Annotated in this window: 20 protein-coding genes and 1 tRNA gene; 14 read left to right on the plus strand and 7 right to left on the minus strand. The window is 67.9% G+C overall.

Annotated elements, in window-relative coordinates:
- Nucleotide 1: 1 nt before the first annotated feature.
- Nucleotides 2–775 carry an imidazole glycerol phosphate synthase subunit HisF gene (gene hisF, locus OHB12_RS35240; protein WP_327114703.1) on the plus strand — a complete coding sequence of 258 codons (774 nt, stop codon included), beginning with the start codon at nt 2–4 and terminating at the stop codon, nt 773–775.
- Nucleotides 776–940: 165 nt separating this feature from the next.
- Entirely contained in the window at nt 941–1,288 is a 348-nt protein-coding gene (gene hisI, locus OHB12_RS35245; RefSeq protein WP_327114705.1) for a phosphoribosyl-AMP cyclohydrolase, read from the plus strand.
- 10 nt (nt 1,289–1,298) lie between these two features.
- Here the strand turns inward: hisI and OHB12_RS35250 are convergent, their stop codons facing one another.
- The 4 genes from OHB12_RS35250 to OHB12_RS35265 form a co-directional block, all read right to left on the minus strand.
- On the minus strand, nt 1,299–1,751 hold the full coding sequence (locus OHB12_RS35250) for a MarR family winged helix-turn-helix transcriptional regulator (protein WP_327121765.1): 453 nt from the start codon (nt 1,749–1,751) through the stop codon (nt 1,299–1,301).
- A gap of 200 nt (nt 1,752–1,951) precedes the next feature.
- Nucleotides 1,952–2,539, minus strand: a complete 588-nt coding sequence (locus tag OHB12_RS35255) for a permease (protein ID WP_327114707.1) — start codon at nt 2,537–2,539, stop codon at nt 1,952–1,954.
- Between the two features lie 64 nt (nt 2,540–2,603).
- Nucleotides 2,604–3,059 carry a peroxiredoxin gene (locus OHB12_RS35260; protein WP_327121767.1) on the minus strand — a complete coding sequence of 152 codons (456 nt, stop codon included), beginning with the start codon at nt 3,057–3,059 and terminating at the stop codon, nt 2,604–2,606.
- Between the two features lie 171 nt (nt 3,060–3,230).
- The gene (locus tag OHB12_RS35265; RefSeq protein ID WP_327114709.1) at nt 3,231–3,455 is read right to left on the minus strand and encodes a hypothetical protein; all 225 of its coding nucleotides are present in this window, start codon (nt 3,453–3,455) and stop codon (nt 3,231–3,233) included.
- A 267-nt stretch (nt 3,456–3,722) separates the two neighbouring features.
- Here OHB12_RS35265 and OHB12_RS35270 point away from each other — a divergent pair, with 267 nt between their 5' ends.
- From OHB12_RS35270 to OHB12_RS35320, 11 genes are all read left to right on the plus strand, one after another.
- Nucleotides 3,723–5,288: an anthranilate synthase component I gene (locus tag OHB12_RS35270; RefSeq protein WP_327114711.1), complete on the plus strand. Its 1,566-nt coding sequence runs from the start codon at nt 3,723–3,725 to the stop codon at nt 5,286–5,288.
- Entirely contained in the window at nt 5,285–6,094 is an 810-nt protein-coding gene (locus tag OHB12_RS35275; protein ID WP_327114713.1) for a TIGR02234 family membrane protein, read from the plus strand. The genes OHB12_RS35270 and OHB12_RS35275 overlap by 4 nt, the downstream gene beginning before the upstream one ends.
- A 183-nt stretch (nt 6,095–6,277) precedes the next feature.
- Nucleotides 6,278–7,096 carry an indole-3-glycerol phosphate synthase TrpC gene (gene trpC / locus OHB12_RS35280; protein ID WP_327114715.1) on the plus strand — a complete coding sequence of 273 codons (819 nt, stop codon included), beginning with the start codon at nt 6,278–6,280 and terminating at the stop codon, nt 7,094–7,096.
- Nucleotides 7,093–8,367 (plus strand): tryptophan synthase subunit beta, encoded by a 1,275-nt coding sequence (gene trpB, locus OHB12_RS35285; RefSeq protein ID WP_327114717.1) that lies wholly within the window; start codon nt 7,093–7,095, stop codon nt 8,365–8,367. Before trpC ends, trpB begins: the two co-directional genes overlap by 4 nt.
- A complete protein-coding gene (gene trpA, locus OHB12_RS35290) occupies nt 8,364–9,164 on the plus strand; it encodes a tryptophan synthase subunit alpha (RefSeq protein WP_327114719.1) in 801 nt (266 codons plus the stop codon). Before trpB ends, trpA begins: the two co-directional genes overlap by 4 nt.
- A gap of 243 nt (nt 9,165–9,407) precedes the next feature.
- A complete protein-coding gene (gene lgt, locus OHB12_RS35295) occupies nt 9,408–10,523 on the plus strand; it encodes a prolipoprotein diacylglyceryl transferase (protein WP_327114722.1) in 1,116 nt (371 codons plus the stop codon).
- Between the two features lie 396 nt (nt 10,524–10,919).
- Nucleotides 10,920–11,465 (plus strand): TM2 domain-containing protein, encoded by a 546-nt coding sequence (locus OHB12_RS35300; RefSeq protein WP_327114724.1) that lies wholly within the window; start codon nt 10,920–10,922, stop codon nt 11,463–11,465.
- A gap of 194 nt (nt 11,466–11,659) precedes the next feature.
- Nucleotides 11,660–12,412, plus strand: a complete 753-nt coding sequence (locus OHB12_RS35305) for an amino acid ABC transporter substrate-binding protein (protein ID WP_442799915.1) — start codon at nt 11,660–11,662, stop codon at nt 12,410–12,412.
- 12 nt (nt 12,413–12,424) lie between these two features.
- On the plus strand, nt 12,425–13,093 hold the full coding sequence (locus OHB12_RS35310; RefSeq protein WP_327114726.1) for an amino acid ABC transporter permease: 669 nt from the start codon (nt 12,425–12,427) through the stop codon (nt 13,091–13,093).
- Nucleotides 13,094–13,168: 75 nt separating this feature from the next.
- Nucleotides 13,169–14,587: a pyruvate kinase gene (gene pyk / locus OHB12_RS35315; protein WP_327114728.1), complete on the plus strand. Its 1,419-nt coding sequence runs from the start codon at nt 13,169–13,171 to the stop codon at nt 14,585–14,587.
- Between the two features lie 92 nt (nt 14,588–14,679).
- Nucleotides 14,680–15,507: an acyl-CoA thioesterase gene (locus OHB12_RS35320; protein WP_442800168.1), complete on the plus strand. Its 828-nt coding sequence runs from the start codon at nt 14,680–14,682 to the stop codon at nt 15,505–15,507.
- A gap of 7 nt (nt 15,508–15,514) precedes the next feature.
- On the opposite strand, the gene OHB12_RS35325 is transcribed toward OHB12_RS35320, so the two are convergent.
- Nucleotides 15,515–15,934: a hypothetical protein gene (locus tag OHB12_RS35325; RefSeq protein ID WP_327114730.1), complete on the minus strand. Its 420-nt coding sequence runs from the start codon at nt 15,932–15,934 to the stop codon at nt 15,515–15,517.
- Nucleotides 15,935–16,046: 112 nt separating this feature from the next.
- On the opposite strand from OHB12_RS35325, the gene OHB12_RS35330 reads away from it, so the two are divergent.
- The gene (locus OHB12_RS35330; RefSeq protein ID WP_327114732.1) at nt 16,047–16,307 is read left to right on the plus strand and encodes a hypothetical protein; all 261 of its coding nucleotides are present in this window, start codon (nt 16,047–16,049) and stop codon (nt 16,305–16,307) included.
- Between the two features lie 187 nt (nt 16,308–16,494).
- Here OHB12_RS35330 and OHB12_RS35335 read toward each other — a convergent pair whose 3' ends face one another.
- Entirely contained in the window at nt 16,495–17,007 is a 513-nt protein-coding gene (locus OHB12_RS35335) for a monooxygenase family protein (protein WP_327114734.1), read from the minus strand.
- A gap of 231 nt (nt 17,008–17,238) precedes the next feature.
- Nucleotides 17,239–17,325: transfer RNA gene (locus OHB12_RS35340), tRNA-Leu, on the minus strand.
- Nucleotides 17,326–17,495 lie beyond the last annotated feature (170 nt).

The raw sequence follows: 17,495 nt of genomic DNA on the forward strand, positions 1-17,495 counted from the left end.
AATGACGTTGGCAGTACGCGTGATTCCGTGTCTGGACGTCGACGCAGGCCGGGTGGTCAAGGGCGTGCAGTTCGAAAACCTGCGCGACGCGGGTGATCCCGTCGAGCTGGCCGCCCTCTATGACGCGCAAGGTGCCGACGAGCTGACCTTCCTCGACGTCACCGCCTCCGCAGGCGACCGCGGCACCATGATCGACGTCGTGACCCGCACCGCCGAGCAGATCTTCATCCCGCTCACCGTCGGCGGCGGCGTGCGCGCCGTCGACGACGTGGACCGGCTGCTGCGCGCAGGCGCCGACAAGGTCTCGGTGAACACCGCCGCGATCGCGCGCCCCGAGGTGTTGCGCGAGATGTCCGAGCGGTTCGGCTCGCAGTGCATCGTGCTGTCGGTGGACGCGCGGACCGTGCCGGACGGCCGGCCCGGCACTCCTTCCGGCTGGGAGGTGACCACGCACGGCGGCAAGCGCGGCACCGGTATCGACGCGGTCGAATGGGCGGTGCGCGGCGCCGAACTCGGCGTCGGCGAAATCCTGCTCAACTCGATGGACGCCGACGGAACCAAGGCCGGTTTCGATCTGCCGATGATCCGCGCAGTGCGGGCGGCGGTGACGGTGCCGGTGATCGCCAGCGGTGGAGCGGGCGCGGTCGAACACTTCGCGCCGGCCGTCCACGCGGGCGCCGACGCGGTATTGGCGGCCAGCGTGTTCCACTTCGGTGACCTGACCATCGGCCAGGTCAAAGATTCGATGCGGGCGGAGAAAATCGTCGTCCGGTAGCGATTGGCGGAAATCCGCCGCGCGGGAAGGCGTGCAGCACGGTCTGAATACTCGGAGAGGCGGAACAGCGCACCTGGCAGGTCCTCGGCGAGCTGCGGCGGTCCCGCGCGAACTGAGCGAGAACCTCCTGCGTCCACCGCACGGCGTGCCTGTTATAACCGTGCTATGAGTCTCGATCCCGCCATCGCCGACCGTCTCAAGCGCAACGACGCCGGGTTGGTGTCCGCCGTCGCGCAGGAGCGCGCCACCGGTGACGTGCTGATGGTCGCGTGGATGGACGACGAGGCACTGGCGCGGACGCTGGAAACCCGCAAGGCGACGTACTATTCGCGCTCGCGGCGACAGTACTGGGTCAAGGGGGAAACCTCCGGCCACACCCAGTACGTGCACGAAGTGCGGCTCGACTGCGATGGCGACACGATCCTGCTCGTCGTCGATCAGGAAGGCGCCGCCTGCCACACCGGCACGCACACTTGCTTCGACTCGGATGTGCTGCTGTCTGCCCGGTCCTGAACGCGCCTGCCTAGGATCCGGACGGCCGCTGGTCGTCCTTACCGGAAGAGGTGAGCCCGGCGGGCTGGTTCAGTGCGCCGGCCAAGTGCTCGGCCAGCCGCTCGCCGAGCTCGGCGAGCTGAGCCGTCTGTTCGTCGTCCAGGCCGTCCAACACCATGTTCCGGACCGCGTCCAGATATCCCGGCGCGGCCTCGACGACCTTCAGATATCCGTCGTCGGTCAGCACGGCGTGGACGCCGCGCCGACCGGCGGTCGCCGACCGCTGCGCCCAGCCCATGCGCTCCAGCTTCGACACCACATGGGACAGCCGTGATAGCGATGCATTTGCTTTGTTGGCAAGCTCACTCATCTGCAGCCGGTGCCCCGGTTCCTCGGACAGCAGGGTAAGCACCCAGTACTCGAAATGTGTCACGCCGGATTCGCGCTGCAGCTGGGTGTCCAAAGCGCCTGGTAGACGAGTCATCAGCGCCACAGTCGCACGCCAAGCTCGTTGTTCGACGGGGTCGAGCCACTTCGTCACTGTGTGCCTTCTTTCAAGCCAAGTGACGTGGTTTTGTAGTCAGCTAGTGATTATTGAAAACGTGCTTCACAGTCACCCGCGATATCGAGTTTGCCATGACTTCGCTCGACCGTCATAAAGATGGGCGTATGACATGTGTTCACTCACAAGCCCTCGGGGTGTGTCGGGCTGGGGTCTGCCGTGGGCGCCGGTGCGGTGGGCTGCCCGGTCGACTTTTTCGGGTGCCTGCGTCGCCACTTGCGCAGCAGGACCAGGCCGACCACGGCGAGAAAAACCAGCGCCGCCACGATCGCGCCGACGAGCGAGGCGCCGCGGAACGCGGGCGCGTCGACGTCCAGGATCCGTTCTCCGGCATGGGCGGCGTTGCTGCCGCCCAACACGATGGTCAGGGTCATCAGATTGGGGATCGCGGCCAGCGTCGCGACGACCACGGCAGCGCCCGCGAGGAATCTGCCCGCCCTGCGGCGCCAGACCAGCACGGCGGACAGCAACAGAAAAAGCGGCACGGCGGTACCCAATCCGCCGTAGACCAGGCCCCAGCCGATGCCCTTGGCGAAGCTGCCCCCCATCAGGTCCGCGAGCCGCTGCGCCCACCAGCGCGGGATGAACGCGGCCAGGATGAAGTAGGCGATGACGAGGACCGCGAGGATCGCGAGTCCACCGATGATCCGCGCGCGCCACGTGGCCCACACGGACTTCCGCCCGCCTGGCTGAACCTCGGTCGACGTCATGAATCCAGCGTAAGCCGGACCATCGGTGCCGACCGGGCTCCGTGGACGCGGCGCGTCGCGCCGTCTATTTGGTGCTCAGGAACTTCAGGGCCTCGTCGGCGTGCACGGTGGCGCGCAGCTCGCCGGCGATGATCTTGCTGATCGCGCGGTCGGTGTCGATGACGAACGTCTGCCGCTTCACCGGCGCCAGCTTGCCGAGTAGCCCGCGTTTGACGCCGAACTGCGCCGCGACCGCGCCGTCGGAGTCGGAGAGCAGTGGATAGCCGAGGCGCTGCTTGTCGGCGAACCCGGCCTGGGTCTCCACGCTGTCGGTGCTGATGCCGACGCAGGTGGCGCCGACGGCGGCGAATTCGGCGGCCAGGTCACGGAAGTGACAGGCTTCGGCCGTGCAGACCGGGGTGTTTGCCGCGGGATAGAAGAAAAGAACCAGCGGGCCGTTCGCCAGCAACGCATCGAGCGAGCGGGGGGTGCCGGACTGGTCGGGAAGCTCGAAGTGCGGAGCGAGCTGTCCTGGCTGCATGACCGAGAACACTACCGGGTGCTCGGCCGATTCGATATTCGGCGGCCGGTGCCGTGCCCGCACGGGGGCTTCCTGGTGCTCGTGCCCGCCGACGAGCCGCTGCGATGCGATCGCCTGCGTCGGTGGCCGGGCACGAGCCGAGGGGTGCGCGGCGCGTCCGCCGCGGTGCGGCTACGCGCCGATCAGCGCGGCCACCTCGGGATTCTTGATCGCCATGACGTCGAGGATGCCGTGCGCGCGCAGGAAAGGCCTCAGTTCCTTGATGCGATCACTGTGCGTGGCGTACTCATCAGGAAAGTGGTTCTTGTCCAAGGACTCCAGCGCTTTGACATAGGTGACGAAAGACGCGAGGGCGTTGATCGAACCGGTGGTCTGCTGGTGGCCCATCTGACTCATGCCTGCCATCCGTGGAGCGTGGGTAGGCGGGGCACCGTGGCCCGGGATGGGCGCTACCGGTTGCGAGGGGTACATCAGTTGTTTCCTCTCGAGGTGGATACCGCATGCGACGTCGAACGCAGCGAGTGTAGTGACGGCCGCCACAGGTCCTGCGGTCGCGTAGGAACCGGACGGTCGACTGTCCGATTTGTCGTGATCATTGACCGTGCTGTCGTAATCACCGACACCGCCGACCGGCGTGTCAGCCCGACCTGGGATGATGGGCGCATGCCAGGCGCGTCCACTCCCACCACCACGACCCGCGAACAATTCCATCAGCTGGCCGCGGAGCACCGGGTTGTCCCGGTGACCCGAAAGGTGCTGGCGGACTCCGAAACTCCGCTGTCGACCTACCGCAAGCTGGCTGGCGACCGGGCGGGCACCTTCTTGTTCGAGTCCGCGGAGAACGGAAGGTCTTGGTCACGCTGGTCGTTCATCGGCGCGGGCAGCCCGTCGGCGCTGACCGTCGTCGATGGTGAGGCCGCCTGGCTCGGCCATATCCCGGCCGACGCGCCCTCCGGCGGCGATCCGCTGGTCGCCCTGCGCGAGACCCTGGAGCTGCTGCGGACCGAGCGGCTGCCCGGCCTTCCTCCGCTGACCAGCGGCATGGTCGGTTACCTCGGCTACGACGCGGTGCGCAGGATGGAGCGCCTGCCGAACCTGACGCTGGACGACCTGCGACTGCCGGAAATGGTGCTGCTGCTGGCCACCGATCTGGCCGCCTTCGACCACCACGAGGGCGCGATCACGCTGATCGCCAACGCGGTGAACTGGAACGCCAGCGCCGAGCGGGCCGATGCGGCCTACGACGACGCGGTGGCCAGGCTGGACCGGATGACCGCGGCGCTCGGCGCGCCGGCCGATTCCACCGTTTCGGTGTTCGACCAGCCCGAACCGCGGTACCGGCGCAGGCGTACCACCGAGGAGTTCGGCGCAGGCGTTCGTCGCCTGGTCAAGGAGATCGAGGCGGGCGAGGCGTTCCAGGTGGTGCTGTCCCAGCGCTTCGAAATGGACTACAACGGTGCGCCGCTGGACCTGTACCGGATGCTGCGCGCGTCGAACCCGAGCCCGTACATGTATCTGCTGCACATCCCGGACGGCGAGGGCGGCACCGCGTTCTCCATCGTCGGGTCCAGCCCGGAATCGCTGGTGACCGTGAAGGACGGCGTCGCGACGACCCATCCGATCGCAGGCACCCGCTGGCGCGGCGTCAGCGAGGAGGAGGACCTGCTGCTGGAGAAGGGGCTGCTCGCCGACGAGAAGGAGAACGCCGAGCACCTCATGCTCGTCGATCTCGGCCGCAACGATCTGGGCCGGGTGTGCGAGCCGGGCACCGTGCGGGTCACCGAGTACCGGCACATCGAGCGCTACAGCCACGTCATGCACCTGGTGTCGACGGTGTCGGGTCAGCTGGCGTCCGGCCGGATCGCGCTGGACGCGGTGCGGGCCTGCTTCCCGGCAGGCACGCTCTCCGGTGCGCCCAAGGTGCGGGCGATGGAGCTGATCGAGGAGTTGGAGCCGACCCGCCGCGGCATCTACGGCGGAGTCGTCGGCTACTTGGACTTTGCCGGTGACGCGGACACCGCGATCGCCATCCGCACGGCGTTGCTGAAGGACGGTACGGCCTACGTCCAGGCAGGCGCGGGCGTTGTCGCGGACTCGGACCCGGACTACGAAGACGTCGAATCGCGCAACAAGGCGATGGCGGTATTGAAGGCGATCGCGGCGGCCGAGACGGTCCGGGCCTACGGTGCGGCTCCGGCTCCGGGTGCGGCGAACGGCGGAGCCCGATGACGGCCGTCCCCGACGGCGAACCGGGCACCGCCAGGGAGCACGCGACCGAGGTGAACGCCGAAGCCGGGCGGGCATCCGTCCCGCCGCCACACGGATCCGGGGCGGCCGCCAGCGCCCACACCGGGTCCCGCCGCAGGTATCCGGTCGGCACCGTCGTGTTGCTCGCCCTGGCCGCCGCCGCGCTCTGGGGCTCCTCCCGGATGACCTGGGTGACGCTCACCTCCTCCGACGGCCTCACCCAGCCGCGCACCGACCACCTCAACGGCGGCGTGTGGTTCGGCGTGCTGACGCCGATGGCACTGGTTCTGCTCGCCTCGATCGCGGCCGTGCTGGCCACGAGGGGCTGGCTGCGCCGCGTGATCGGCGTGCTCATCACGCTGGTCGCCGCGGTGACCGCGGTTCCGGCGTTCGCGCTGCTGACCAACTCCGGCAAGATCGCCGAACGGGCCGCGAAACTCGCGGAACTACCGGCCCGCGCGCAGGTGGGGGAGGTGACGCCGACGGTGTTCCCGGCCGCGCTCGCGTTACTCGGCGCGATCGCCGCGTTCGTGGCGGGCGCACTGTTGACCCGCATGCCCGCCGAGACCGGACGCCTGTCCGGTAAGTACGACAACCCGGTCTTCCGGCGCGCCGCCGCCACGGCGGAGGTCACGCAGCGGCGTGCGGAGACCGCGGACCCCGAGCCGCCGCCTCAGCTGTCGGAGCGCGTGTTGTGGGACGCGCTGGACGCGGGCACCGATCCGACCGAGGAGTCAGCGCCTCCGGGCGATCCGGACTCCGGCAAAGCGGGCAGACATGAACGCTGAGCTGTTCCCGCGTGGCGGCTGTGACGGGTCTTACCTTGTGCCAGGCCCTTCTGCGTGGTCCAAGACAAACCCCGGCGCAAAGGCGGCGGGTCCTTCCATTTATTCTTTGTCAGCATCGGTGAGACAGCGCCTGGGGGGATTCTCAGGTAGCAAGTCCGTCTCCCCAGAAAGGATTCGAGCCAGATGACGGTACTCGACTCGATTCTCGACGGGGTCCGCGCGGATGTGGCCGCTCGGGAAGCCCTTCTCGACTTCCAGGCGGTGAAGGCCAAGGCCGCCGCGGCGTCCGCGCCGTTGGACGCCCGCGCCGCGCTCCTCGAAGACGGCATCGGCGTCATCGCCGAGGTCAAACGGGCCAGCCCGTCCAAGGGCGAGCTCGCCGACATCCCGGACCCGGCGAGCCTGGCCAAAGCCTACGAGGACGGTGGCGCCAGGATCATCAGCGTGCTCACCGAGGGCCGCCGCTTCAACGGGTCACTGGACGATTTGGACGCGGTCCGTGCGACGGTGAACATCCCGATCCTGCGGAAGGACTTCGTCGTCGGCCCGTACCAGATCCACGAGGCCCGCGCGCACGGCGCGGACGTCATCCTGCTGATCGTCGCTGCGCTGCAGCAGGACGTGCTGACCTCGCTGATCGATCGCACCGAATCGCTGGGCATGACCGCGCTGGTGGAAGTGCACACCGAGGAGGAGGCCGATCGTGCGCTCGAGGCGGGCGCCTCCGTGATCGGCGTGAACGCCCGCGACCTCAAGACGCTCGAGGTCGACCGCGATGTGTTCGCGCGGATCGCGCCCGGCCTGCCCACCGAGGTCATCCGGATCGCCGAGTCCGGCATCCGCGGCACCGCTGACCTGCTGGCATACGCGGGCGCGGGCGCGGACGCCGTTCTCGTCGGCGAGGGCCTGGTGACCAGCGGCGATCCAAGGGCCGCTGTGTCCGAGCTGGTGACCGCGGGTACCCATCCGTCTTGCCCCAAGCCCGCGCGGCGGGGCCGGTGACAGGAGTGGGGTCGCTACCTCAGGCGAGCGACGGCGTGGCACAGCGCAGCGGTCACGAGCCGGACTCGGGCGGGCACTTCGGCGTCTACGGCGGGCGTCACGTCCCCGAGGCGCTGATGGCGGTGATCGAGGAGGTCACCGTCGAGTACGAGAAGTCGCGCATCGACGAGTCCTTCCTGAACGAGCTCGATCGGCTGCAGCGCGACTACACCGGCCGTCCCTCGCCGGTGTTCGAGTGCAAGCGTCTTGCCGAGCACGCGGGCGGCGCGCGCATCCTGCTCAAGCGCGAGGATCTGAATCACACCGGTTCGCACAAGATCAACAACGTGCTCGGCCAGGCCCTGCTCGCCAAGCGCATGGGCAAGACGCGGGTGATTGCCGAGACCGGGGCCGGCCAGCACGGTGTGGCCACCGCGACCGCGTGTGCGCTGCTAGGCCTGGACTGCGTGGTCTACATGGGCGCCGTCGACACCGCGCGCCAGGCGCTGAACGTGGCCCGCATGCGGCTGCTCGGCGCCGAAGTGGTTTCGGTGCGCTCCGGCTCGCAGACCCTGAAAGACGCCATCAACGAGGCGCTGCGCGACTGGGTGACCAACGCCGACGACACCTACTACTGCTTCGGTACCGCCGCGGGCCCGCACCCGTTTCCGACGCTGGTGCGCGATTTCCAGCGCGTCGTCGGCTTGGAGGCCCGCGCCCAGGTGCAGGCGTCGACCGGCAGGCTGCCCGATGCGGTCGCCGCCTGTGTCGGCGGCGGCTCCAACGCCATCGGCATCTTCCACGCCTTCCTCGACGACCCCGAGGTCCGTCTGATCGGCTACGAGGCGGCCGGTGAGGGCGTCGAAACCGGACGCCACGCGGCCACCTTTACCGGCGGAACGCCGGGCGCCTTCCAGGGCGCCTACTCCTACCTGCTGCAGGACGAGGACGGCCAGACCATCGAGTCGCACTCGATCTCGGCGGGCTTGGACTACCCGGGCGTCGGCCCCGAGCACGCCTACCTCAAAGACATCGGGCGTGCCGAGTACCGGCCGGTCACCGACGCCGAGGCGATGGACGCGCTGTTGCTGCTCAGCCGCGCCGAGGGCATCATCCCGGCGATCGAGTCCGCACATGCGGTAGCGGGCGCGCTGCAACTGGGCAAGGAGCTCGGCCCAGGCGCGATCATCCTGGTGAATCTTTCCGGCCGGGGCGACAAGGACATGGACACGGCGGCGCGTTGGTTCCGGCTGTTCGACGACGAGAACGAGCCGAAGGAAACGCACCAGTGAGTCAGCAGTCCCGCCTCGCCAACACCTTCGCGGCCTGCCGCGCCGATGCCCGTGCCGCGCTGATCGGCTATCTGCCCGCGGGCTTCCCCGATCTGGCCGGTTCGATCGAGGTCGTCCGCGCGATGGTCGAATCCGGTTGCGACATCATCGAAGTCGGCGTCGCCTACTCCGATCCCGTGATGGACGGCCCGACCATCCAGGCCGCCGCCGAGCAGGCGCTGCGCGGTGGTGTCCGGGTCCGCGACGCGTTCGCTGTGGTCGAGGCGGTCACCGGCGCGGGAGGCCAGGCCGTGGTGATGAGCTACTGGAATCCGGTGCTCCAATACGGCGTCGACCGCTTCGCGCGCGATCTGGCCGCCGCGGGTGGCTCGGGCATCATCACCCCGAATCTGATCCCGGAGGAAGCCGACGACTGGTTCGTCGCCTCGGCCACGCACAACCTGGATCGCATCTTCCTGGTCGCGCCGTCATCCACGGAGGAGCGGCTGGTGAAGACGCTCGAGGCCAGCCGCGGCTTCGTATATGCGGCCTCGACGATGGGCGTCACCGGTGCCCGCGACGTGGTGTCCTCGGCAGCGCCCGCGCTGTGCGCGCGTATCCGCGCCAACTCCGACATCCCGATCGGCGTCGGCCTCGGCGTGCGCTCGGGGGCCCAGGCCGCGGAGATCGCCTCGTACTCGGACGGAGTCATCGTTGGCTCGGCGCTGGTGAGCGCCGCGGGCGAGGGGCTGGACGCGGTCCGCGCCCTCACCGCCGAGCTTGCCGACGGTGTGCGCTCGGCGACCGTTGCGTCGTAGCGCACTCAGCGCAAGGCGGCGAACCGCGCCGCCTCCACCCTCGCAGGCCCGATTGTGCCTCGACCGTCCGCACGCTCCGGCAGCGAGCCTCGTCGTATTCTGCACTCGCACCGATGCTCGCCGTCGCGACCCGCGGTCAGTCGACCATCCGCACCGCGTTCGGAGTCGCGGCGCTGAGCCTCGCCGCGGCGGGGGCGGTGCGGTGGTGGCGGCGCGGGTGCGGATCTCCGCTACGGTGGCCCCGTGACCTTACGAGTCCTGGCAGACAGTGTCCTGGCCGACGGTGGCGTCAGCGGCGCCGTGCTGGCCTACATTCCCAGCCCCTCGCAGGGTGTGTGGCATATCGGGCCGTTCCCGCTGCGAGCCTATGCTCTGTGCATCATCCTCGGCATCATCGTCGCCATCTGGTGGGGCGAGCGGCGCTGGCGCGAACGCGGCGGGCAGCCCGGCGCGATTCTGGATGTCGCCATGTTCGCTGTGCCGTTCGGTCTGGTCGGCGGCAGGCTCTACCACGTGGCCACCGACTGGCAGAAGTACTTCGGCTCGGGCGGGCATCCGATCGATGCGCTGAAGATCTATCAGGGCGGACTCGGCATCTGGGGCGCGGTGCTGCTCGGCGGGGTCGGCGCGTGGATCGGCTGCCGGGTGTACCGAATCCCGTTGCCCGCGTTGGGTGACGCGATCGCTCCGCCGATCCTGCTCGCCCAGGCCATCGGCCGGCTCGGCAACTACTTCAACCAGGAGTTGTACGGCCGCGAAACCGACGTGCCATGGGGACTGCAGATCTTCCGCCGGGTCGGCGACGACGGACAGCTCGACCTGATGAACGGCGTCTCGACGGGTGTGGTCGACAAGATCGTGCATCCCACCTTCCTGTACGAGCTGATCTGGAATCTGCTCGTCGTCGCGCTGCTGGTGTTCGTGGACAAGCGCTTCAGGATCGGGCACGGTCGCCTGTTCGCGCTATACGTCGTCGGCTACTGCTTGGGACGGTTCTTCGTCGAGCTGATGCGCGACGACGAGGCGACCAAGATCGCGGGCATCCGGATCAACTCGTTCACCTCCGCGGTGGTGTTCCTGGCCGCTGTGGCCTACTTCGTCTTCGCGACGAAGGGACGCGAGACCGCCGCGCAGTTGCAGCCCGGCGCGAGCCCGCGCCCGTGGCCGTGGCAGATCGGCGCACTGCGAGCCGTAGGGACCGCCACGTCGGCGGAGCTTGCGGCAACCGATGCTACGGCGGCGTCGGAAAAGGCGTCGGACACAGCCGCCTCAGCCGAGGGCGCGGGCACAGCCGACAGCGGGGGCGACGACGGCTCGGGGACGTCCGATGCCCAGGCTGGCGCGCAGACCGACAAGTAGTCCCGCGCGAACGAGTCCGCCGACGCCGAGGCGCCCGCGCCCGGCGAGACCGTCGAATCGGGTAAGCCGGTCGAACCCGACAGGACCGGTTCCGACGAGACTGATCGACGAGGCAGAGAGTCCGACAAGGCGGGTTCGGACGAGAACTGATCCGCCGAGCCGGGGTCGATGCGAACCCGGCTCACGCGCGGATCCGCTACCGCCGATGCCCAGGATTTCCCGCTACGGCAACGAACCAGAGACGCGCCGCGATACCCCTGCGACTGCTGAATGCCCAGAGGCGACAATCCCGGTCGATCCCGGTAACAATGACTCGTGATCGTCGGGATCGGTAACTCGGCGGTTCATCGAGATCGGGGGCCGAGAAGGGTGCCCGCACGAATGAGGAGGACATGAGTGACCGACCCTTACCAGCAGAACCCAGGAGTCGGCGGTCCGCAGTACGGCCCGTCCGGTACGGGTCCGGACTTGAACAAGCCGCAGGACGCGCCGAGTCAGCCGCAGTACAGTCCGCCGCCGGACCCCTACGCCCAGCAGCAGTACGGCCAACCTGCTGCCCCGTACGGTCAGCCGCAATACGGTCAGCCGCAGTACGGTCAGCCCGCTGACCCGTACGGTCAGCAGCCCGGCGGCTACGCACCCGCGCCGTACGTCGGCGGCCCGCAGGGCTACAACCCGAACGACCCGGAGGCGCCGTGGGGTCGGGACCCCTACGGTGTGCCGCTGTCGGACAAGCAGAAGCTGATCGCGGGCCTGCTGCAGATCTTCCTCGGTAGTTTCGGCGTCGGCCGCTTCTACCTCGGCTACACCGGCCTGGGCGTCGCCCAGCTGCTGGTCACCATCGTGACCTGCGGCCTCGGCGGCATCTGGGGCCTCATCGACGGCATCATGATCCTCGTCGGCAAGGTGCCCGATCCCAACGGTCGCCCGCTGCGAGATTGACCGCGGGCATCGATACGACGGAGAGGCGGGCGCGACGTGCCCGCCTCTCCGCGTATGTGGGTGCGAAAGCAATGAGCACAACCCTGCGGCGCATGATGATCGAGATACTGTCCATCGCGCGGGTCCGGGCGTAGCATGGGCCGGATTTTGCGTGTCGTGTGTGGAGCTCCACGCACCGAAGAGAGGGATACCCCGTGCGTCGCAAGCTGTTCGCCGCCGCAATGCTCGCCATCGTCGCCGCCGGCGGGCTCAGCGCTTGCGGCAGTAGCGACCCGAACGTGCTGAAGGTCGGCACCGAGGGCACTTACGCGCCGTTCAGCTTCCAGGGTTCCGACGGCAAGCTCACCGGCTACGACGTCGAGGTGATCCAGGCGGTCGGCGACAAGCTCGGCAAGAAGGTCGAGTTCGTGCAGACGCCGTGGGACGCCATCTTCGCCGGTCTGGAGTCCAAGCGCTTCGAGCTGGTCGCCAACCAGGTGACGGTGAACGACGAGCGCAAAAACAAGTATGCGCTGTCCACGCCCTACACCACCTCGGCGGGCGTGATCATCACCCGCGCCGACAACAACGCCATCACCACCCTCGCCGATCTGAACGGCAAGACCTGCGCGCAGTCGGCCACGAGCAACTGGAGCAAGGTCGCCACCGACGCGGGTGCGAAGGTCGAAGCCGTGGAGGGCTTCGTGCAGGCCATCCAGCTGCTGAAGAACGGCCGTGTCGACGCCACCGTCAACGACAACCTCGCCGTCGCCGAGTACGCCAAGAAGACCGGCGACACCAGCATGAAGGTCGCGGGCAAGACCGGAGCGGTGAGCCGGCAGGCCTTCGCTGCCCGCAAGGACGACGCGCTGATCGCCGACGTGGACAAGGCGCTCGACGAGCTGCGCGCCGATGGCACCCTGGCGAAGATCTCCGAGAAGTACTTCGGCACCGACGTCAGCCGGTAGCCGACACCGTTCATGGACGCCGCCACGAGAGATCTCATCTGGCACAACCTGTGGCCGATGCTGCAGGCCACGGTCACCAAGACCATTCCGCTGACCGCGATCAGCTTCGCCATCGGCCTGGTGATCGCGCTGTTCGTCGCGCTGGCCAGGATGTCGCCGATGTGGCCGTTGTCGGCGGCGGCCCGCTTCTATATCTCGATCATTCGCGGCACGCCGCTGCTGGTGCAGCTGTTCATCGTGTTCTACGCGCTGCCGCAGTTCGACATCGTGATCGACCCGTTCCCTGCGGCGGTGATCGCGTTCAGCCTCAACGTCGGCGGCTACGCGGCCGAGGTGGTGCGCGCCGCCATTCTCAGTGTCGCGGACGGGCAGTGGGAAGCGGCCAAGGCGCTGGGTATGTCGTACCCGATGATGATGCGGCTGATCATCCTGCCGCAGGCGTCGCGGATCGCGGTGCCGCCGCTGTCCAACACACTCATCTCGTTAGTGAAGGACACCTCGCTGGCCTCGACCATCCTGGTGACCGAGCTACTACGGGTCGCGCAGCTGGCGGCCGCGCCGACCTTCGACTTCTTCGCGCTGTACGGCGTCGCGGCGATCTACTACTGGGTCATCTGCCTGGTCCTCGGATTCGGGCAGACCCGGCTGGAAACTCGGCTTGCCCGCCACGTCGCGCGATGATAGTTCATATTTTTCATCAAGCTTTCACCATGGCCGGGCGACGACCCAGGTATCAGGCGGGACTAGGCTCTACCCGTGATGCGACGGACGAAGATTGTGTGCACGCTCGGCCCGGCCACTGCCACCGAGGACCGTATCCGCGAACTCGTCGAGAGCGGTATGGACGTGGCTCGGCTGAACTTCAGCCATGGCGAACACTCGGACCATGCCGAGAACTACAAGAAGGTGCGTCAGGCCTCTGACCACCTCGGCAGAGCGGTGGGCATTCTTGCCGACCTGCAGGGGCCGAAGATTCGCCTCGGCCGCTTCATCGAGGGCAAGACCGTCTGGGCGACGGGTGAAGAGGTCCGCATCACCGTCGACGACGTCGAAGGGACCCACGACCGGGTCTCCACCACCTACAAGGAGCTGGCCAAGGACGCCAAGCCCGGCGACCGGCTGCTGGTCGACGACGGCAAGGTCGGGGTCACCGTCACCGGGGTCGAGGGCAACGACGTGGTGTGCCGGGTGACCGAGGGCGGTCCGGTCTCGAACAACAAGGGCGTCTCGCTGCCCGGTATGGACGTGTCGGTGCCCGCGCTGTCGGAGAAGGACATCGAGGACCTGGAGTTCGCGCTCAAGCTGGGCGTCGACTTCATCGCGCTGTCGTTCGTGCGGTCCCCGTCCGACGTCGAGCTGGTGCACGACGTGATGGACCGGGTGGGCCGCCGGGTGCCGGTGATCGCCAAGCTGGAGAAGCCGGAGGCGATCGACAACCTGGAGGCCGTGGTGCTGGCCTTCGACGCGGTGATGGTCGCCCGCGGAGACCTCGGCGTCGAGCTGCCGCTCGAGCAGGTGCCGATCGTGCAGAAGCGCGCCATCCAGATGGCCCGCGAGAACGCCAAGCCGGTCATCGTGGCCACCCAGATGCTGGAGTCGATGATCGAGAACTCCCGCCCGACCCGCGCCGAGGCATCGGACGTGGCGAACGCGGTGCTCGACGGCGCCGACGCGGTGATGCTGTCAGGCGAGACCTCGGTGGGCAAGTACCCGATCGAGACGGTGCGCACCATGGCGCGCATCGTGCACGCGGTGGAGACCGAGTCGACCCAGGTGCCCCCGCTGACCCACGTGCCGCGCACCAAGCGTGGCGTGATCTCCTACGCCGCCCGCGACATCGGTGAGCGGCTCAATGCCAAGGCGCTGGTCGCCTTCACCCAGTCGGGCGACACAGTGCGCCGCCTCGCGCGGTTGCACACCCCGTTGCCGCTGCTGGCGTTCACGCCACTGCCGGAAGTGCGCAGCCAACTGGCGCTTACCTGGGGCACGGAGACTTTCATCGTGCCGACGGTGAACAGCACCGACGCCATGATCCACCAGGTGGATGTAGCACTGCTGTCGATGGAGCGATACCAAAAGGGTGACCTGGTGGTCATCGTGGCCGGGTCCCCGCCCGGTACCGTCGGCTCCACCAACTTGATCCACGTGCACCGCATCGGCGAGGAGGACCATTAGTGACTGCTTCCCTAAGTAGCGTCGGCATCGAGGAGGCGCCCGCGGAGGGCTCCGACCTGGACGTGCTGCTCGGCCTGCTCGATCTGGAGCAGATGGACGAGGACGTGTTCGTCGGTCAGCACCCCGCGAAGGTGTGGAGCCGGACCTTCGGCGGCCAGCTCGTCTCGCAGGCGATCATGGCGGCGGGCCGGACGGTCGGTGACCGTCCGGTGCATGCCGTCAACGCGCATTTCGTGCGGGGCGGCGACGTGAAGAAGCCGATCGAGTACCGGGTGGACCGCCACCGGGACGGCCGCGCGTTCGCCAACCGGACAGTCACCGCAAGCCAGGACGGGAACGAGCTGTTCGTCATGCTCGCCGCGTTCCAGGAGTGGGGCAAGGGACTCGAACACGCGCACGCGCAGCCGGACGTGCCCGATCCGGAGACGTTGCCGCGAGTGGAGGAGAGCTTCGAAGGCTTGGAGGACAAGCTGGAGATGTTCGTCAATGCGCCGCACCCGATCGACATGCGCTACACCAACGACCCGGCGTGGATCCTGAAGGGCACGGGGGAGCGGCTCAACCACAACCGGGTGTGGATGCGCGCGGACGGCCGATTGCCTGACGACCCGCTGATTCACGTTGCCGCGCTCGGCTATTCATCCGACACCACGGTGCTGGACTCGATCATCACCACGCACGGACTCTCCTGGGGACTGGACCGGATCGTGGCGGCGACGATCAACCACTCGATTTGGTTCCACCGCCCCTTCCGTTTCGACGAGTGGGCGCTGTATGCCACCGAGTCTCCTGTGGCCGCGGGCTCCCGCGGACTGGCGACCGGACGTTTCTACTCCCGCAGCGGCGACCTGCTCGCCACTACGGTGCAGGAGGGGCTCATCCGCCACTTCCCCGTGCGCAGGCGGGAATCGGCGGAGTAGGTTCCCGCTACAGCAGTTCGAGATCGATGTCGAGATCCACGTCGGTGCGTTGCGAGGCGCGGATCGAGACCGGGATCTTCTGTCCGGGCTCGGTCCGCGCGACGGCGTGGATTCCGTGCAGCAATTGCCGTTCCAGCGCGGCCACGTCGTCGTCGGTCAGTTCGTCGGGCGCGCCGACGAGGCTGAGTGCGATCTCGTAGGTGAACCGGGTTTCCGGCACTCGGTCGAGATGTACTTCGCGCCAGTGGGTTTCGAGGGCCACGTGGGCCGGGTCGTCGGTGTCGACCGGCAGGGTGAAGCGCCAGGCGAACACGTCACGCTCGGCGAGGTGGTCGTCCACCACCTCGCGAACGGTCTCGACGACACGTTCGAGTGTCTGCGGTGTCACATAAACATGGAGCGAAACATCCGAAATTCGTTTCGGCATGTCTGATTCCTGTCGTGTGTCGAACCATCAACGGTGGAAGTTGTTGTCCGCGGGCAGTGTAAACCCTCGGGGCAGGAACTAAATGCAGCCGGGGTGCTGCCTGGTGTTTTCGATGGCGTCCGAGCGCGGGTCAGCGCGTGCGCTGCGCGGCGAGAAAGGCCGCTGGCGGCGCGGGCGCCGCACCGGGCCGGATCACCAGCCCGGAACGGTCGTCATTCCGCGGACGGGGCTGCTCGTGCGAACCGAGCGCCAGCAGCAGCGGGATGAGCGCCTCGGCGATACTGTCGCCGACCTCGCAGAAACCAGCGCCGACAACCCGACCAGGTCGGCGATGTTCTCTCGGCCGACCAGCGACAGGTCGTTGCGCGCTTGATGCAGCTCGCCGATCGTGCGTGCGCCAGTGACGTGGGCGATCCGCTGCGCTTCCAGCAGCGTGAAGGTGCGCGGCCCCGCACCGAAGCCCAGCTCGATGGCCTGGTCGAAAGGCGCCCCTGCGGCCCTATGGCCTGTGGCTTACGTCACTGTGGAGTTGCCGCAGTTCCTTTGTCGTGACTGCGGGACTACTCGGATTCGTTGTCGTACAGTGCGGATTCGGGCACCACGGGCGCGACCTTGGCGGGTTTGTCCTCGACGCGTCCCCGGGTCGAGAACGCCCGCCCGCGCGAGGCGATCACAGGCGCGAATCGGGCAAGCCCGGTCGGGGTGTCCATGTCGTCGTACATGGCGTCGATTCCGCCGCGCGCGAAGTATGCCTCGTGCCAGAATCCGGTGCCGCCGGAGTCGTGCAGGAACCGCCGCCACCAGTCCCGGTGCGGCGCCGAGCGGGTCCATGCTTCGAGACTGTCGAGGTCGCGCCAGTACTGCCGAGCCCCCCAGTGTGGTGGGAACAGCGACCAGACGACGTCTTCGTGCAGAAGCAGTCCGTCCGGTCGATCCTGATGTGAGCGATACAGTTTGGGCCCGAGTCCGAGCAGTCGCAGCATGCCCCGTGGTCGTCTGACCCGCATCCCCAGGTAGATGACGACCAGTTCTGGATAGTCGGACAGATCGACAGTCGTCCTGTTCACCCTCATCGCATACCTCCGCCGGGGGTCTACCGCTCACCCTACGCGGAACAACGATCCAGCCGCCGAAACGGTTCGATGAGGGACGAGGAGCTGGTCCACCCCTCGCGGCCGCCTGCGAAGACAACGAACGAATCCCTGCCGCGATCCCGACGCCGTGGCCGATGCGATGGACGCGGGAGTCCGGGCAGCTGCGGTCTGCGTGCGCATGGGCGAAATCATAAAACCCGCGTTCTACCTTGGTGCCGAGTGTGGGACTCGAACCCACACGTCCTTTCGGACAACGGTTTTTGAGACCGTCGCGTCTGCCAGTTCCGCCAACTCGGCGCACCGGGTGGCAACTATAGCGGGTACTGCGCTCCGGAAGCGAATGGGCTGTCTTCGGCAGCGCGAGGGGCGCGGTTTGCGCAGGGTATATGCGTTCTGTGCCGAAGTGAAAGGTACTCTTTACATCACTCGACAGCCTGATGGCCGGCCGTTGGTCGTGTGGTGCGACA

It is taken from the genome of Nocardia sp. NBC_01730 (assembly GCF_035920445.1).
In the GTDB taxonomy this organism is placed as follows: domain Bacteria; phylum Actinomycetota; class Actinomycetes; order Mycobacteriales; family Mycobacteriaceae; genus Nocardia.

Coding starts and splice junctions, on each gene's coding strand:
- hisF (WP_327114703.1), top strand. CDS start 2: ATGACGTTGGCAGTACGCGTGATTCCGTGTCTGGACGTCGACGCAGGC.
- hisI (WP_327114705.1), top strand. CDS start 941: ATGAGTCTCGATCCCGCCATCGCCGACCGTCTCAAGCGCAACGACGCC.
- OHB12_RS35250 (WP_327121765.1), bottom strand. CDS start 1,751: ATGACTCGTCTACCAGGCGCTTTGGACACCCAGCTGCAGCGCGAATCC.
- OHB12_RS35255 (WP_327114707.1), bottom strand. CDS start 2,539: ATGACGTCGACCGAGGTTCAGCCAGGCGGGCGGAAGTCCGTGTGGGCC.
- OHB12_RS35260 (WP_327121767.1), bottom strand. CDS start 3,059: ATGCAGCCAGGACAGCTCGCTCCGCACTTCGAGCTTCCCGACCAGTCC.
- OHB12_RS35265 (WP_327114709.1), bottom strand. CDS start 3,455: ATGAGTCAGATGGGCCACCAGCAGACCACCGGTTCGATCAACGCCCTC.
- OHB12_RS35270 (WP_327114711.1), top strand. CDS start 3,723: ATGCCAGGCGCGTCCACTCCCACCACCACGACCCGCGAACAATTCCAT.
- OHB12_RS35275 (WP_327114713.1), top strand. CDS start 5,285: ATGACGGCCGTCCCCGACGGCGAACCGGGCACCGCCAGGGAGCACGCG.
- trpC (WP_327114715.1), top strand. CDS start 6,278: ATGACGGTACTCGACTCGATTCTCGACGGGGTCCGCGCGGATGTGGCC.
- OHB12_RS35310 (WP_327114726.1), top strand. CDS start 12,425: ATGGACGCCGCCACGAGAGATCTCATCTGGCACAACCTGTGGCCGATG.
- OHB12_RS35320 (WP_442800168.1), top strand. CDS start 14,680: ATGGACGAGGACGTGTTCGTCGGTCAGCACCCCGCGAAGGTGTGGAGC.
- OHB12_RS35325 (WP_327114730.1), bottom strand. CDS start 15,934: ATGCCGAAACGAATTTCGGATGTTTCGCTCCATGTTTATGTGACACCG.
- OHB12_RS35330 (WP_327114732.1), top strand. CDS start 16,047: ATGGCGTCCGAGCGCGGGTCAGCGCGTGCGCTGCGCGGCGAGAAAGGC.
- OHB12_RS35335 (WP_327114734.1), bottom strand. CDS start 17,007: ATGAGGGTGAACAGGACGACTGTCGATCTGTCCGACTATCCAGAACTG.